We start from the raw sequence: 14819 nt of genomic DNA on the forward strand, positions 1-14819 counted from the left end.
TCTGTTAACCCTAACGGATCGTTAAAAAGCCCGACTCGCCGTGCCTGCCGGAGACCATCGAATGCCTGTCGAACTCGTTGACCACAAACCGGAAACCGCCTTGCCAGTTTATCTGGTGGGAAAGGACGGCCTCGACGCCTCGTTCCTTCCGCCCTCGGTCATTGCCTGGGCACGGGCCAATGGCTTTTCCGGCGAGGCGGGCCGCACGCTCGTTCTGCCGGGCGAGGGTGGCGCTCTCGCCGGCGCGCTGTTCGGCACCGGCGACGGCGACAGCCAGCTTGCCGTCGGCGCCCTGGCGAGATCGCTGCCCGAGGGCGAATGGCATTTCGCCCAGGATTTGCCAGCGCCTGATCTTGCGGCGCTGGCCCTCGTCCTCGGTGGCTACGTCTTCACCCGCTACGGCAAGAAGCCCGGCAAGGTGTTGCGCTTCGCGCTGCCGCCGGGCGCCGACAGTGCGCGTGTGGGCCGCATCGCCGAAGGCATCTTCCTGACGCGCGACCTCGTCAACACGCCGACCAGCGACATGGGGCCGGGTGAGCTGGAGGAGGCCGTAGAGGTGCTGGCCGCCGGCCACGGCGCCGAAATCACCGTCGTCAAGGGCGACGACCTCCTGGCGCGGAATTTCCCGATGATCCATGCCGTCGGCCGCGCCTCCACCGGCGCGCCGCGGCTGATCGACATGACATGGGGCCCGAGCGACGCGCCGAAGGTGACGCTGGTCGGCAAGGGTGTCTGCTTCGACACCGGCGGTCTCGACATCAAGCCGTCGTCGGGCATGCTGTTGATGAAGAAGGACATGGGCGGCGCTGCCAACGTGCTGGGTCTGGCCTCGATCATCATGGCGGCGAAACTGAATGTGCGGTTGCGGGTGCTGATCCCCGCGGTCGAGAATTCCATCGCCGGCAACGCCTTCCGGCCGGGCGATGTGCTGAGAAGCCGCAAGGGCATCACGGTCGAGATCGGCAACACCGACGCCGAGGGCAGGCTGGTCCTCGCCGACGCCCTGGCGCTCGCCGACGAGGAAAGGCCGGCGCTGCTCATCGACATGGCGACGCTGACCGGAGCCGCCCGCGTCGCGCTCGGCCCCGATCTGCCGCCATTCTACACCGGCGATGAGGCGCTGGCGGCCGACCTGGCTGCGGCTTCGCTCGCTGTCGAGGATCCGTTGTGGCGCATGCCCTTGTGGCGTCCCTATGATGCAAAGCTCTCGTCCAGGGTCGCCGACGTCAACAACGTCACCACGGACGGCTTTGCCGGATCGATTACCGCGGCTCTGTTCCTCAAGCGCTTCGTCGAGAAGACGCCCAGCTGGGCGCATTTCGACATTTTTGCCTGGAATCCCAACGATCGCCCGCACGGTCTGACCGGCGGCGAAGCGCAAGGCATTCGCGCCCTGGAACGGATCATTTCGAGCCGGTTCGGATAAAGCAATTTCGTCCGGAATTGCCTAAAACAAATAGGCGGGGAAAAGCCGGCAAATGCCGGGCACTGAAACGGAAGCGAAACGAATTGCCGCCATACTGGGCGGATGTCGATCTCGATGCGCCCGAGCCAGGCCTTGCGACTGTGGCAGCAGGTGTTGCTGTCGCAGGTGCGCGAGGGCGCGCCCGACCTCACCATGCGCCAGACGGCGATCCTGCTCACCATCTACCTCGACCCGCCGCCGCATACGGTGCGGGGGCTGGCCGCCAGGCTCAACGTCACCAAGCCGGTCATCACCCGGGCGCTCGACACGATGGGCGCGCTGAAGCTCGTGTCGCGCCACCGCGACGAGCTCGACAAGCGCAACGTGCTGATCCGGCGCACGGTCGAAGGCGCGCTCTTTGTCGAGCGCTTCGGCGATGGTATCGTCGACCGGGCGCACGAACTGCCCATCTGAGCATGATCCCGAAAAGTGGGAACCGGTTTTCGGATAAGATCATGCTCCAACAAAGAATTAGATATTCGATTTGACTGGATTGCCGATTTGACCGCCAGGGATGCCCGCCTTCACGCCTTCCGTTCCGACCTTGCCGATGCCAGGCTGAAAGGAGAGGTCGCCGCCGACCGCTTCGTCGCTGGCCGCCGGGCGAGGATCACCGCCGCCGTCGCCGACCTGCGCAAGGCGCCGCGCCCCGATGCCGGGGTCAACACCCAGGCGCTCTTCGGCGACGACGTGCTGGTCTTCGAGGACGCGGAAGGCTGGGCCTGGGTGCAGGCCGAGCGCGACGGCTATGTCGGCTATGTCGCCGACAATGTGCTTGGCCCACGTGAGCAGGCGCCCACCCACATCGTCTGCGTGCCGCGCACCTTCCTCTATCCGGGGCCCGACCTGCGCTTTCCGATAGGCGGGCAATTGTCGATGGGCTCGACGGTGACGGTGACGGGCTCGGCCGAAACGCGCGGCACGCATTATGCGCTGCTGCCTTCCGGCCAGGCGGTCATCGCCCGCCATCTCAGACCGATCGCGGAGTTGGCCGACGACTACGTCACAGTCGCCGAAAGCTTCCTCGGCACGCCCTATCTGTGGGGCGGCGTCTCCGGCTTCGGCATCGACTGCTCCGGCCTCGTGCAGCTGGCAATGCGCATGACTGGCAGGGACGTGCTGCGCGACACCGATATGCAGGCGGCGTCGATCGGCACGCCGATCGAGCCGGGCCCCGATTTCTCCGGACTTCAGCGCGGCGACCTCGTCTTCTGGAAGGGCCATGTCGCCATCATGACCGATGCGAAGGACATGATCCACGCCAACGGCCACACCATGCTGGTCTCGCGCGAAGGGATGAAGGAGGCGGTCGAGCGCATCGCCTATCTCTACGGTGGCCCGACAGGGTTCCGGAGGCCGTAGCGCAGACTCCCCTTCTCCCCTTGTGGAGGAGGTGGTCGAGCGAAGCTCGGCCGGATGAGGGGTGTTGGACGGATCGCGGCCTCGACACGTAAGTGCGTAGAATTTTTCCATTTTTGCAGCGTCTCACTCCGCTGGAACACCCTCATCCGTCTCGGCGCTATCGCGCCGATCCACCTTCTCCCGCAAGGGGAGAAGGGAAGAACGATCCCCTTTTGTTCCGATTCTCCTTGGCGAGCGCGCGTCGTCGCGCTACCTCTGGCGCGTGACAGAGCAGCCGCGCCTTGCCGAACAGAATGCCGCCGTCCTCCTGCCCGAGCCATTCGTCAAATGGTTTGCCGCAAAAGGCTGGTCACCGCGTGTCCATCAGCTCGAGCTGCTGGCGAAGGCTGAGGCCGGACAATCGGTGCTGCTGATCGCGCCGACCGGCGCCGGCAAGACCCTTGCCGGCTTCCTGCCGTCGCTCACCGAGCTCGCGAAACGTTCGCGCCGCAAGCCCGGCGAAGCGCATCGCGGCATCCACACTCTCTACATCTCGCCGCTCAAGGCTTTGGCCGTCGACATCGAGCGCAATCTCGGCAAGCCGGTGGCGGAGATCGGATTGCCGGTCACCATCGAGACCCGCACCGGCGACACGCCTTCGCACAAGCGTCAGCGGCAGAAGCTGGTGCCGCCCGACATCCTGCTCACCACGCCCGAGCAACTCGCGCTGCTGATCGCCTCGAACGACGCGAGGCGCTTCTTCGAGGACCTGCGCTATGTCGTGCTCGACGAGTTGCATTCGCTTGTCACCTCCAAGCGCGGGCATCTTCTGGCGCTCGGCCTGGCGCGGCTGCGCGCCTTCGTTCCCGAATTGCAGACCATCGGCCTGTCGGCAACCGTCGCCGAGCCGGACGAATTGCGCCGCTGGCTGGTCGCGCAGAATCCACCCAAAAATTCAAAGAATCCCGACATGGCCGGGCTGATCACGGTTGCCGGCGGCGCCAAGCCCGACATCTCGATCCTCGACTCGCGCGAGCGTGTGCCGTGGTCGGGCCATTCGGCCCGCTACGCCATCCCCGAGATCTATGAAGCGATCAAGGAGCACCGCACGACGCTGCTCTTCGTCAACACCCGCAGCCAGGCCGAGCTATTGTTCCAGGAGCTCTGGCGGGCCAACGAGGACTCTTTGCCGATCGCGCTGCATCACGGCTCGCTCGATGTCGGCCAGCGCCGCCGCGTCGAGAAGGCGATGGCCGACAATGCGTTGCGCGCCATCGTGGCCACTTCCACCCTCGATCTCGGTATCGACTGGGGCGACGTCGACCTGGTCGTGCATGTCGGCGCCCCGAAGGGCGCCAGCCGGTTGGCGCAGCGCATCGGCCGCGCCAACCACCGCATGGACGAGCCGTCGAAGGCGATCCTGATCCCGGCCAACCGTTTCGAGGTGCTGGAATGCCGCGCCGCGCTCGACGCCAACTATCTCGGCGCGCAGGACACGCCGCCGCTGGTCAAGGGGGCGCTCGACGTGCTGTCGCAGCATGTGTTGGGCGTCGCTTGCGGCGGACCGTTCGACGCCGACCTTCTGTTCGAGGAGGTGCGCGGCGCCGCCCCCTATGCAGCGCTGGAGCGCGAGACCTTCGACCGCGTCATCGACTTCGTCGCCACCGGCGGCTACGCACTGAAGAACTACGAGCGCTATGCCCGCATCCGCCGCAATAAGGACGGGCTGTGGCGCGTCTCGCATCCGAGAGTCGCGCAGCAATACCGGCTGAATGTCGGCACCATCGTCGAGATGCCGGAGCTCAACATCCGCTATGTCCGGCAAAGCCGCGGCATGGCCGGACGCGGCGGGCCTGTGCTCGGCAAGATCGAGGAATATTTCGCCGAGACGCTGCGTCCCGGCGACAATTTCCTCTTCGCCGGCAAGGTGCTGCGCTTCGAAGGCATCCGCGAGAACGAATGCGTCGTCTCCAACGGCGCCGGCGCCAACATCATCGTGCCGTCCTATGCCGGCGGCAAGTTCCCGCTTTCGACCTATCTCGCCGAGCAGGTGCGCGGCATGCTGGCCGACAGCGACCGCTGGAAGATCTTGCCCGAACAGGTCGCCGACTGGCTGCGGCTGCAGAAGGAGAAGTCGGTTCTGCCGAAGCGCGGCGACTTGCTGGTCGAGACATTTCCGCGTGGCAACCGTCATTACATGGTCGCCTATCCCTTCGAGGGCCGGCTGGCGCACCAGACGCTCGGCATGCTTTTGACGCGCCGGCTGGAGCGCGCGCATGCCAGGCCGCTCGGTTTCGTCGCCACCGACTATTCGCTCGCCGTCTGGGCGCTGGACGACATGGCGGCACTGTTCAAGGCGAGGAAGCCGTCGCTGGCCGCACTCTTCGACGAGGACATGCTGGGCGACGATCTCGAAGCCTGGCTGAACGACAGCTGGATGCTGAAGCGCACCTTTCGCACCTGCGCCGTCATCGCCGGGCTGATCGAGAAACGCTACCCCGGCCAGGAGAAGAGCGGGCGCCAGGTGACCGTCTCGGCCGACCTGATCTACGACGTGCTGCGCAGCCATGAGCCGGACCATATCCTGCTGCAGGCGACGCGCACCGACGCCTCTGCCGGATTGCTCGATGTCAGCAGACTTGGCGAGATGCTCTCGCGCGTGCGCGGTCGAATCATGCATAAGCATCTCGACCAGATCTCGCCGCTGGCGGTGCCGGTGATGCTGGAGATCGGCAAGGAATCGGTCAATGGCGGCGCCAACGACACGCTCTTGATGGAAGCCGCCGATCTGGTCGAAGAGGCGATGGGCCGAAGGTAGAAGCAATTCCGGAAAAGTGCGTGGCGGTTTTCCGTCCGGAATTGCGTAAAAGACATGGGAACGGAGAGGGGATGAATTTTTCGCTGTCGCGCGCAACGCTGATCGCCGAGGCCGATTTGATCGGCATCGCCGATGAACGCGCGGTTTGCGACCGGCGCGGCGTGCTCTACTTCCCCGATCTGCGGCTGCTCGCCGTCTCCGACCTGCATCTCGAAAAGGGCTCGTCCTTCGCCAAACGCGGCGCGCTGATCCCGCCCTACGACACCGGCGCCACCTTGCTGCGGCTGCAGGCAGTGATCGCCGACTATCAGCCGCGGATCGTCGTCAGCCTTGGCGATTCCTTCCACGATGGCGGCGGCGCCGAGCGCATGCATCTGAGCTTCCGCGAGCGGCTGGAGGCGATGATGGCCGGCCGCGACTGGTTCTGGGTCGCCGGCAACCACGATCCGGAGGCGCCCGCCGACCTGCCGGGCGAAACGGTGAAGGAACTCGCCATCGGCTCGCTGGTGTTCCGTCACGAGCCGTCGAAGCTGCGGATCGAAGGCGAGATCGCAGGTCATCTTCATCCCTGCGCACGCATCGTCCAGCGCGGCCGCTCGGTCCGGCGACGCTGCTTCGCCGGCGACGGCGGCCGCATGATCATGCCGGCCTTCGGCGCCTATACCGGCTCGCTCAACGTGCTCGACCGCGCCTATGCCGGTCTGTTCCGCCTGGAAACGCTGATGGCCTATATGCTGGGCGCCGAGCGGATTTTCGCCATTTCCGGCTCGATGCTGCGGCCGGGCTGAGATCGTCACTATATCTGGGATGGAACTCAAGTCTTCTTAAGCGCAGCTCCGATGCGATCAAGCACCTCTTCTGCGCCATGGTATCCCTGGCCTGCCGAGCGCTTTAGCCATTGGACGGCAAGCTCAGCATTCACGTCAACGCCAACGCCTTTGAGATACATCAGGCCCAAGTTGAATTGGGCCTTGCCATTGTTCAGTTGCGCAGCCTTTTCGTACCAATAGAAGGCTAACTTCGGGTTTTTATCTACAACCTCACCGGTCAGATAAGCAGCAGCCAGATTGATCTGTGCGTCAACGTTACCTTTCTCCGCTGCTTTGGTAAACCAAAGGACCGCATCGGAACCACTTTTGGGTACTCCTTTTCCGACGAGGTACACATATCCAAGATATTGCTGAGCTTCGGACAAACCTTGGATCGCGGCCCTGCGCCATAGCTTCGCCGCTTTGGCATCGTCGAGCGGAACGCCCTTACCCCAGGAATACAAAAGTCCGAGATTCAACTCGGCTACCGCCAGGTCCTGATCCCCCGCCTTGCTCCACCATTCGGCAGCCTTGAAATAATCCAGTGGAACGCCAAGTCCCCTGGAATACAGAAATCCGACGTTAAATTGGGCAATAGCATCGCCCGTTTGGGCGAGGGCCGTCCACTCTTTGTAGGCTTCTGTATAGTTCTTCGCTTTAAAGGCGGCTTCGGCTTCGAACGCGCCCGCCATTAAACTCTGAGGTGCGAAGACAAATACACAGACAACGAAAATCCCTCGCGTGAGGTCAGTCGGAAGGTACTTAGCAGTGAGGTTCATCGCCTTGATCGACCAGTAGCGAGCCGGAACATGATGGGGCATTGAGTTCACCACGCACCGTAATAATGGATCTTACGGCCGTCTAGAAGCTTAGCAGAAGTTAATTTCAGGTGCTTATCGTCCGTAATAGAGCGTGACCGTGTGCTTCGCTTCGGCGAAGAACAGCCAACGCTCGACCAGCATGCCGGCGAATTGCAGTAGTGCTGCCAGGACGGACGCGACGGCGCCCAAAGGCCATGGCAGGAGGAACACGACCGCAAGGAGAAGGGCAGGTGATGCGAAGGCCAGAACCTGGCTGATCCGTCTCAGCTTCGCGCCGTGCTTGCGCGCGATGCGAAAACCCATCTCCTTGAGCAGGTAGTTTTCTTCCGTATGCGGCCATTCGATCGACCGCACCGTGCCGCCGGCCAGGCCCGTCGCCGTGTTGGCGGTGGTCGGGATTTCCAGCCGGTCGTTGTAGCGCCAGGTCGCGAGTTTCCAGCCCCAGCCGGCGAGCGTGGCTAGCAATGCGCCGGCAAGCACCGCCGTCGATCCGTCGCCAAACCCTTGCAGCAGAGCGTTGAGCAACACGCCACCCGTCATGCTGGCAAAGATAAGATAAGCCGGCAAAGTATAGCGGCTGTGCCACTGCGCGATCGGCTTCAGCGAGGCGTAGATCATGCCTGTCGCGCAGACCGTCGCCACCGCACCGGCCGCAGCCAGCAGCCCGGCGGCGGCCACCCAGCCGCCGCCGCGGCCAAGCACCGCCCAGCCGATGCCGAACAGCCCGGCCGGAATGAAGGTCGCGACCGAGGCCACGCCCTCGCGCGACAGCCAGGAGCTGCGCCATTGCGAGAAGGCGCGCCGGGCGCGCTCAGGCCGGCCGAGATGGCCGGTCGAGGACAATAGGCCCGCGATGATCAGCCCGAGCGCCAGCGTCATGCCGACAACGCCAACCCGGAAATCGGCCGGGACGAAACCCAACCCGCCAAGCAGGCCGAGCAGCGCCAGCAGGCCGTAGCCGGCGCCGGTGGCGGTGGTGAAGAAGACGACCGAGAAGGCGGGGTGCATGATGGCTCGGGCTAGGTCGAAAGCATGCGGTCGATCCAGCCGAGGAAGCCGCCTTCGGCCTTGATAGGCTCCAGCGCCGGCGCGTCCACCTTTGCCGAGCGCCCGGTATGGGCGCGCGGCGGCAGGTACTTGTTGGTCGGCTTGTAGCCGAGCTCCGGCATAAGGTCGACGCCACCCCGCTCCGCCACAAGCCGCGAAATGGCGGAAGCTGGATCGCCGAGGTCGCCGAAATGCCGGGCGCTGGTCGGGCAGGCGGCGACGCAAGCCGGCACGCGGTCTTCTTCGGCCAGATTGTCGTTGTAGATGCGGTCGACGCAGAGCGTGCATTTCTTCATCACGCCGACGTCAGTGTCGAACTCGCGCGCGCCATAGGGGCAGGCCCAGCTGCACAGCTTGCAGCCGATGCATTTGTCCTCGTCGACCAGCACGATGCCGTCCGAGGCGCGCTTGTAGGAGGCGCCGGTCGGGCAGACGGTGACGCAGGCCGGCTGCTCGCAATGCAGGCAGGAGCGCGGAAAGTTGACCGTGCGGCCGCCCATCTCCGTCATGTGCTCGTAAGCGTGCACGCGGTTGAACCAGACGCCGTCGACATGCCCGCCATAGGGATCGGTGTCGGTCAGCGGCGCCATGTGGCCGCCGGTGTTCCATTCCTTGCAGGCGGTCACGCAGGCCTGGCAGCCGACGCAGGTGTCGAGGTCGATGACGAGGCCAAGCTTTTTCTCGGTCTGGCCGGGAAGGCAGGTCATTCGGCGGCCTCCCTCTTGATGCGGAATTCGGCACCGAAACGAAGCACATCCACAGCGGGCTCGTACTGTGGTGGCTGCCGGAAGCGTTCGAATTGCGGCTCGGTGAAGCCGGCCTCCTCTGCTGCGCATTTGACGATGCGCACCCGAACATCGAACCACGCCGCCTGGCCGGTGACGGGATCGGAATTCGAATAGCGCTTGCCGCTGGCGTCGGCCGCGGTCTGGTCGCCGATGACGTGGTTGAGCAGGAAGCCGCGATTGCTCTCGGCCGCATCGTCCTTCAGGCCCCAGCTGCCACGTCGCTTGCCGATGGCGTTCCAGGTCCAGACCGTGTCCAGGTTCACGCCGTCGATCAGCTTGATCTGTCCCTTCACCCTGCCGTTGACGCTTTCGATCCACACCCAGTCGTCATCGGCAAGGCCGAGCTTGCCTGCCGTCTTCCGGTGCACGAACAGTCGGTTCTGGCTGGTGATCTGCCTCAGCCAGGCATTCTGCGAGCCCCAGGAATGGTACATATGCATCGGCCGCTGCGTCAGCGCATGCAGCGGATATTTTTCGAGCTCGACGGCATCGTCCTCGAAGGGCGCGTACCAGAATGGCAGCGGGTCCATATAGGCCTCGATGCGACCGCGCTCGGCCTCCGGCGGTTGGGCCTTGCCATGGCCCCGCGCTGCGAGGCGAAAGCGCTGCATCGGCTCCGAGTAAAGTTGGAACACGATCGGCTCGGCCTTGCCGATGAAGCCCATCTCGACCGCGAAGTCGAGATAGGCGCGGTTGCCCATCTTGTAGTAGCGCTGGTCGGCGGAAAAATCGTGGTGCCAGAAGCCGCCATTGTCGATGTAGCGCTGCAACTGGTCGGGATTGACCTCGCCCTTGCCGATCGCCTCGCCGTTCCTGCCGCGCCAGCCGGCGAGCGGACCGATGCCCGGCGTGCGCTCATGATTGACGATGTAGTCGGCATAGTCGCGGTATTTCGCCGAGCCGTCCTCGGTGACGAAGGCCGGCAGGCCGAGCCGCGCCCCAAGCTCGATCAGCACCGACTGGAACGGCCGCACGTCGCGGTCCGGCTGCACGACCGGATGGCGTATGGCGTCGCCCGGACCGTCGGCGTGGCTGATCGGCCGGTCGAGCAGGCTGATGCAGTCGTGCCGCTCGAGATAGGTGGTGTCGGGCAGCACCAGGTCGGCAAACGCCACCGTCTCGGAATAATAGGCGTCGGAATAGATGATGAAGGGGATTTTGTAATTCCCGGCCCCGTCCCGGTCGGTCAGCATGGCAATGGTCTCGACGGTGTTCATCGAGGAATTCCACGCCATGTTCGACATGTACATCATCAGCGTGTCGATCGGATAAGGATCGCCGGCCCAGGCGTTGCGGATGACCGAGTGCATCAGCCCGTGCGCAGCCAAAGGCGCTTCCCAGGAATAGGCCTTGTCGATGCGGATCGAAGTTCCGGCCTCGTCGACGAGCAGATCGTCGGGCCCTGAGACGAATCCGAGCGGCATGCCGTCCAGCGGCGTCATCGGCTGCACGTTCTTGCCCGCTGGCTTCGGCCCCGGCGGCGCGCAGCGGGGGTAGGGCGGCTTGAAGCGGAAGCCGCCGGGCACGTCCACGGTGCCAAGCAGGACCTGCAGCAGGTGGATGGCGCGGCAGGTTTGAAAACCGTTGGTATGGGCCGAGATGCCGCGCATGGCATGCATCGAAATCGGCCGCCCCTTGATCGTCTCGTGCCGGCGGCCCGCCCAGTCGATCCAGGCGACCGGCAGTTCGATCGTCCGCTCGAAGGCGACATGCGCCAGCTCCGCCGCGATGCGGCGGATCGTATCGGCGCTGACGCCGCAGCGCTCCGCCACGGCGTCCGGTGAATAGCCCGCATCGAGGTAGCGGTCGGCGATGAGCTGGAATACCGGCACGCAGCGCCGGCCATTGACCATGTGGCTGCCGGTCGGCGCCGGCTTTGCTTCGGGATCGGCTGCGTTGACAACGGCTTTTGCCACCCTGTCCCAAGCGAGCAGGTTGCCGGCATCGTCGCGCGCGAACAGTCCGTCATCGGCGGACCCGGGCGCCTGTACGACCAGTACCGGCGCGTTGGTGTAGCGCAGCAGGTAGTCGAGATCGACGCGGCCGGCCTTCAGCAGTTCATGGACGAGCGCCAGCACGAACAATCCGTCCGTGCCCGGCCGGATGCCGATCCAATCGTCGGCGATCGCGTTGTAGCCGGTGCGGCACGGGTTGATCGACACCACCTTGGCGCCGCGCGCCTTGAGCTTGCCGAGGCCGATCTTGATCGGGTTGGAATCATGGTCCTCGGCGACGCCGAACAACATGAAGTATTTGGTGTTGTCCCAGTCGGGCTCGCCGAACTCCCAGAACGAGCCGCCGATGGTGTAGAGGCCGCCGGCCGCCATGTTGACCGAGCAGAAGCCGCCATGGGCAGCAAAGTTCGGCGTGCCGAACTGCCTCGCCCACCAGCCGGTCAGCGATTGCGACTGGTCGCGCCCGGTGAAGAAGGCGAGTTTCTTCGGATCGGTCCGGCGGATCGCCGACAGCCGCTCGGTGGCTATGGTGAGCGCTTCGTCCCACTCGATCTCGCGGAATTCGCCGGAGCCGCGCGGCCCGCTGCGCAGCAGGGGTTTCCTCAGCCGCGCCGGGCTGTAATGCTGCATGATGCCGGCACTGCCCTTGCCACAGATGACGCCGCGGTTGACCGGATGATCCTTGTTGCCGTTGATGTAGCGCACCTGGCCGTCCTTGATGTGGACGTCGATGCCGCAGCGGCAGGCGCACATATAGCAGGTGGTCTTGGCGATCCGGTCCGAGACGCTCGGCGAGGTGTCGACGCCGTCGCCCTCGTCGGGCGCCTGGCTGTCGGCCAGCGGCCGCTGGGATGGGGCTGAATTGGCGCCGCGCGGCGCAGCTGAGCTCATGATCCGCTAACGCTCTTGCCGCTCACTATCTTGGCCTTCGTCTTTGGCCCTGGGCCGCGCATATAGTGGAGCTCGGGATGATAACGCTCGCCGGCCAACTGCCGCCTCAGTCGGCGGCCCCAATGCGCGAAAAGGAATTGAAGCGCCCGATCATTTCCAACCTTGGCGGCGGAACAGCCAAATTTTTCCAAGCCCAGGCAGAAAGTTAGAACAAAGCAATTGATCCGTCTAACAAGAAGCTCTTGTAATTCCGATCGATTTTGCTTCTTAGTTGGCCATGACCCTCGATCAGTTGCGCATATTCGTCGCGGTCGCCGAGCACGGCCATATGACCAAGGCGGCCGAGCTGCTCGGCATCTCGCAGTCGGCGGCTTCGGCTGCCATCCGCGCGCTCGAAAGCCAGCATGGCGTGCGTCTCTTCAACCGCGTCGGCCGCAACATCGAGCTGGCGCAGACCGGCCACCGTTTCCTGCCCGAAGCCAAGGCGGTGCTGGAGCGGGCCGCCGCCGCCCACAACGTGTTGGAGCATGTCTCGCAGACCGTCACCGGCAGCCTGTCGATATCGGCCAGCCAGACGATCGCCAGCTATTGGCTGCCGCGGCGCCTGGCTTCGTTCCATGAAGCCTATCCGGCGGTGCGCTTGAGCGCCACCATCGGCAACACCAGGCAGGTCGAGGCCAATGTGCTGGACGGCCGGGCCGATTTCGGACTGGTCGAAGGCCGCACCGAGTCCGACATCCTGCGGCGCGCCACGGTCGACGAGGACCACCTGATGCTTGTGGTGGCGCGCTCGCATCCCGAAATTCCGACGACGCCGGCTGGAAACCTCGATATCCGGGCATTGCGCTGGATCATCAGGGAAGGCGGGTCGGGCACGCGCGAGGCGCTGGAGGATTTCGCGCGCAGCGAAGGCGTCTCGCCGGCGGAGCTGCAGATTTTCCTGGTCCTGCCCAGCAACGAGGCGGTGCGTCAGGCGGTGGAGGCCGGCGCCGGCGCGACCATCATTTCGGAGCTGGTCGTCGCACGCTCGCTGGCCGAGGGCAGCCTCAGGTCCGTGCCCGTCGAATTGCCGAAGCGCGATTTCGCCATGATCACGCACCGCGACCGGCAGGCGAGCCTCGCGCAGATGGCGCTCAAGGCGCATCTGGGTGGAAAGGTCGGCTGATCTCAGGGCGCAGCCGGATTGCGTTGTTGCAGATCATCGCGAACGCCCGCGATTGGCCGAAGCCGGCGAACTTCGTCATCCACAGGCGGAGCGACGTGAAGCGGAGCGCAGACCCGAGGATCCATGCCGTTACCCCGGCCGGGGGGGCGCAGCGGAGCAGAATTCTGCATCGTAGCAACGCTTCAAAGTCACGGAATGGATCCTCGGGTCTGCGCCGCGTCGCTTCGCTCCTTGCTCCGCCCGTGGATGACGAAGTGACTGGCGTCTTCGCCAATCTCCGTCGGTCACGCAAACTTACGCCGCGCATGCAGCGCGAGCCCAAGCCCCACCGAGCCGAACATGTCGCCTTCGATGACCGAGGCCTGCGGCACCAGTGAGAGGATCCGCCGCTTTGCCAGCGGGATCGCCGTCGAGCCGCCGGTGAGGAACACGGCGGTGATGGCGCAGGCGGCAACACCGGCGTCGGCGATCGTCCGCCTGACCGTCGCGGTCACCCGTTCGATGTCCGCGCCGATCGTTTCCTCGAGGCCCGCGCGCGTGATCCCGGCCGCGAAGCGTGCGCCGGGCAGCGACACCTTGACGTCGGCCGAAGACTGGTCGGTGAGCGCGATCTTGGCCCGCTCGACCAGGCCGGCCATCGCATGCCCGTAACGATGCTCGACGATGTGGATGAAGCGGTCGACGAGGTCGGCGCGCTCGGCCTCGAAGCGGATCTGCTTGAGGTCCGACATCGCCTTGGCGGTGTAGACGAGGTTGATGCGCTGCCAGGTCGCCAGGTCGACGAAATAGCTTGCCGGCAGATTGCGCTTGCCGTCCTTGGTCGGCGTCAGATAGCCGAGCTCGGGCATGACATGGGCGATGCTCAGCAGCCGGTCGAAATCCGTGCCGCCGATATGGATGCCGCGATTGGCGAGGATGTCGCCCTTGCGGTCGTCCGAGCGGGCGCGCTCCGGGGACACGCGCACGACCGAAAAGTCGGAAGTGCCGCCGCCCATGTCGACGATCAGCGCAAGCTCTTCCTGCGCGACGTTCTGTTCGTAGTCGAGCGCTGCCGCGATCGGCTCGAACTGGAAGGCGATATGCTTGAAGCCCTGCGCGTGCGCCGCCGTTTCGAGCTCGCCCTGCGCCTTCGCGTCGGCTTCGGCATCGTCGTCGACGAACTGCACCGGGCGGCCGAGCACGACGCGCTCGACCGGGCCGCCGGCATCCTCCTCCAGCCGCTTCTTCAAATGACCGATGAAGAACCCGATGATGTCGGTAAAGCCGATCAGGCGTGCCTTGATGCGCGTCTTCTCGCTGGCGAGCGAGCTGCCGAGCACGCTCTTCAGCGAGCGCATCAGCCGGCCCTCGACGCTGTCGGTGTAGTCGGCGATCGCGCGCCGGCCGAAATAGGTATGGCCGTCCTCGAAGTTGAAGAAGACGGCGCTCGGCAAAGTGGGCTGCTCGCCCTCAAGCGCCACCAGTCGAGCGCGCCCGTCGCGGATCACGCCCACCGTGGAATTGGACGTGCCGAAATCGATGCCGCCGAATGCCGATTGCATCGCAGCCTCCTGTCATTGCGCCGCGGCACCGGATTGCCGGCGTCGGAAAAACGCGCCGTCGTCCGGATGGCCGGACCGCTCTGCCGAAATTGAATGTGCGTTGGTTGCCCGTCGGGCGGGAGGCGGCGGTCTAGCGCAAGATTGCGAAGAGGGGAACCCTCTTTCACGGGAAAATGGG

12 protein-coding genes are annotated in these 14819 nt (G+C 65.0%); 7 read left to right on the forward strand and 5 right to left on the reverse strand.

Annotated features, from left to right (window positions below; genetic code table 11):
* Positions 1 to 61: 61 nt before the first annotated feature.
* The 5 genes from EN874_RS25395 to pdeM all read left to right on the forward strand — a co-directional run bounded on the left by EN874_RS25395 (position 62) and on the right by pdeM (position 6412).
* Positions 62 to 1426 (forward strand): leucyl aminopeptidase family protein, encoded by a 1365-nt coding sequence (locus tag EN874_RS25395; protein ID WP_127427677.1) that lies wholly within the window; start codon positions 62 to 64, stop codon positions 1424 to 1426.
* A gap of 102 nt (positions 1427 to 1528) precedes the next feature.
* Positions 1529 to 1879: a MarR family winged helix-turn-helix transcriptional regulator gene (locus tag EN874_RS25400; protein WP_127427678.1), complete on the forward strand. Its 351-nt coding sequence runs from the start codon at positions 1529 to 1531 to the stop codon at positions 1877 to 1879.
* 87 nt (positions 1880 to 1966) lie between these two features.
* A complete protein-coding gene (locus EN874_RS25405) occupies positions 1967 to 2827 on the forward strand; it encodes an NlpC/P60 family protein (protein WP_127427679.1) in 861 nt (286 codons plus the stop codon).
* 262 nt (positions 2828 to 3089) lie between these two features.
* Positions 3090 to 5624, forward strand: coding sequence for a ligase-associated DNA damage response DEXH box helicase (locus tag EN874_RS25410; RefSeq protein ID WP_127427680.1), 2535 nt, complete (start codon positions 3090 to 3092; stop codon positions 5622 to 5624).
* 71 nt (positions 5625 to 5695) lie between these two features.
* Complete coding sequence (gene pdeM / locus EN874_RS25415) at positions 5696 to 6412, forward strand: ligase-associated DNA damage response endonuclease PdeM (protein ID WP_127427681.1); 717 nt, start codon at positions 5696 to 5698, stop codon at positions 6410 to 6412.
* Positions 6413 to 6438: 26 nt separating this feature from the next.
* Here pdeM and EN874_RS25420 read toward each other — a convergent pair whose 3' ends face one another.
* The 4 genes from EN874_RS25420 to EN874_RS25435 form a co-directional block, all read right to left on the reverse strand.
* Positions 6439 to 7254, reverse strand: a complete 816-nt coding sequence (locus EN874_RS25420; RefSeq protein WP_127427682.1) for a tetratricopeptide repeat protein — start codon at positions 7252 to 7254, stop codon at positions 6439 to 6441.
* Between the two features lie 72 nt (positions 7255 to 7326).
* A complete protein-coding gene (locus EN874_RS25425; RefSeq protein ID WP_127427683.1) occupies positions 7327 to 8262 on the reverse strand; it encodes a DmsC/YnfH family molybdoenzyme membrane anchor subunit in 936 nt (311 codons plus the stop codon).
* Positions 8263 to 8273: 11 nt separating this feature from the next.
* Complete coding sequence (locus EN874_RS25430) at positions 8274 to 9008, reverse strand: 4Fe-4S dicluster domain-containing protein (RefSeq protein ID WP_127427684.1); 735 nt, start codon at positions 9006 to 9008, stop codon at positions 8274 to 8276.
* Positions 9005 to 11935 (reverse strand): molybdopterin oxidoreductase family protein, encoded by a 2931-nt coding sequence (locus EN874_RS25435; protein ID WP_127427685.1) that lies wholly within the window; start codon positions 11933 to 11935, stop codon positions 9005 to 9007. Before EN874_RS25435 ends, EN874_RS25430 begins: the two co-directional genes overlap by 4 nt.
* A 77-nt stretch (positions 11936 to 12012) precedes the next feature.
* Between EN874_RS25435 and EN874_RS34865 the strand changes: the two genes are divergently transcribed.
* Positions 12013 to 12144 (forward strand): hypothetical protein, encoded by a 132-nt coding sequence (locus tag EN874_RS34865; RefSeq protein ID WP_281061452.1) that lies wholly within the window; start codon positions 12013 to 12015, stop codon positions 12142 to 12144.
* Positions 12145 to 12212: 68 nt separating this feature from the next.
* Positions 12213 to 13100 (forward strand): LysR family transcriptional regulator, encoded by an 888-nt coding sequence (locus EN874_RS25440; RefSeq protein ID WP_127427734.1) that lies wholly within the window; start codon positions 12213 to 12215, stop codon positions 13098 to 13100.
* 284 nt (positions 13101 to 13384) lie between these two features.
* Here the strand turns inward: EN874_RS25440 and EN874_RS25445 are convergent, their stop codons facing one another.
* Entirely contained in the window at positions 13385 to 14641 is a 1257-nt protein-coding gene (locus tag EN874_RS25445; RefSeq protein WP_127427686.1) for an Hsp70 family protein, read from the reverse strand.
* Positions 14642 to 14819: the final 178 nt, after the last annotated feature.

The organism is Mesorhizobium sp. M1D.F.Ca.ET.231.01.1.1 (assembly GCF_003999155.2).
Lineage (GTDB): Bacteria > Pseudomonadota > Alphaproteobacteria > Rhizobiales > Rhizobiaceae > Mesorhizobium.

Coding starts and splice junctions, on each gene's coding strand:
- EN874_RS25420 (WP_127427682.1), bottom strand. CDS start 7,254: ATGCCCCATCATGTTCCGGCTCGCTACTGGTCGATCAAGGCGATGAAC.
- EN874_RS25430 (WP_127427684.1), bottom strand. CDS start 9,008: ATGACCTGCCTTCCCGGCCAGACCGAGAAAAAGCTTGGCCTCGTCATC.
- EN874_RS25425 (WP_127427683.1), bottom strand. CDS start 8,262: ATGCACCCCGCCTTCTCGGTCGTCTTCTTCACCACCGCCACCGGCGCC.
- EN874_RS25395 (WP_127427677.1), top strand. CDS start 62: ATGCCTGTCGAACTCGTTGACCACAAACCGGAAACCGCCTTGCCAGTT.
- EN874_RS25445 (WP_127427686.1), bottom strand. CDS start 14,641: ATGCAATCGGCATTCGGCGGCATCGATTTCGGCACGTCCAATTCCACG.
- EN874_RS25400 (WP_127427678.1), top strand. CDS start 1,529: ATGTCGATCTCGATGCGCCCGAGCCAGGCCTTGCGACTGTGGCAGCAG.
- EN874_RS25440 (WP_127427734.1), top strand. CDS start 12,213: ATGACCCTCGATCAGTTGCGCATATTCGTCGCGGTCGCCGAGCACGGC.
- EN874_RS25435 (WP_127427685.1), bottom strand. CDS start 11,935: ATGAGCTCAGCTGCGCCGCGCGGCGCCAATTCAGCCCCATCCCAGCGG.
- pdeM (WP_127427681.1), top strand. CDS start 5,696: ATGAATTTTTCGCTGTCGCGCGCAACGCTGATCGCCGAGGCCGATTTG.
- EN874_RS34865 (WP_281061452.1), top strand. CDS start 12,013: ATGATAACGCTCGCCGGCCAACTGCCGCCTCAGTCGGCGGCCCCAATG.